Origin of the sequence: Anaerovorax odorimutans, from assembly GCF_024459955.1 — a bacterium.
Taxonomy (GTDB): Bacteria; Bacillota; Clostridia; order Peptostreptococcales; family Anaerovoracaceae; genus Hominibacterium; species Hominibacterium odorimutans_A.
In genome coordinates this window covers 1-538 of sequence record NZ_JANFXK010000084.1, presented here as the reverse complement: position 1 = coordinate 538, position 538 = coordinate 1, and the positions used below count along the sequence as shown (strand labels likewise).

The 538-nt window shown below is 48.3% G+C and carries 1 rRNA gene; it reads left to right on the top strand.

What is annotated here, in order from left to right:
- Positions 1-538 (top strand): 23S ribosomal RNA (locus NE619_RS17960); the annotation flags it as partial.

Here is a 538-nt window from a genome sequence, read left to right as displayed (position 1 = left end):
ATGTGCAGGTTGAAGCGAGAGTAAAATCTCGTGGAGGACCGAACCCATATACGTTGAAAAGTGTTGGGATGACGTGTGGATAGCGGTGAAATTCCAATCGAACCCGGATATAGCTGGTTCTCCTCGAAATAGCTTTAGGGCTAGCCTCGGAAAGAGATACACGGAGGTAGAGCACTGAATGTTCTAGGGGCCTTCACCGGTTACCGAAAACTATCAAACTCCGAATGCCGTGCAATCATGACCGGGAGTCAGACTACGTGAGATAAGTTTCGTGGTCGAAAGGGAAACAGCCCAGACCTACAGCTAAGGTCCCAAAATGTAAGTTAAGTGGAAAAGGATGTGGAGCTGCATAAACAGCTAGGATGTTGGCTTAGAAGCAGCCACTCATTTAAAGAGTGCGTAACAGCTCACTAGTCGAGTGGCTCTGCGCCGAAGATAAACGGGGCTAAAACTTACTACCGAAGCTTAGGATGTAGAAATACATGGTAGAGGAGCATCGTATGCAGGCAGAAGCGAACCTGAAAGGGTTGGTGGACCG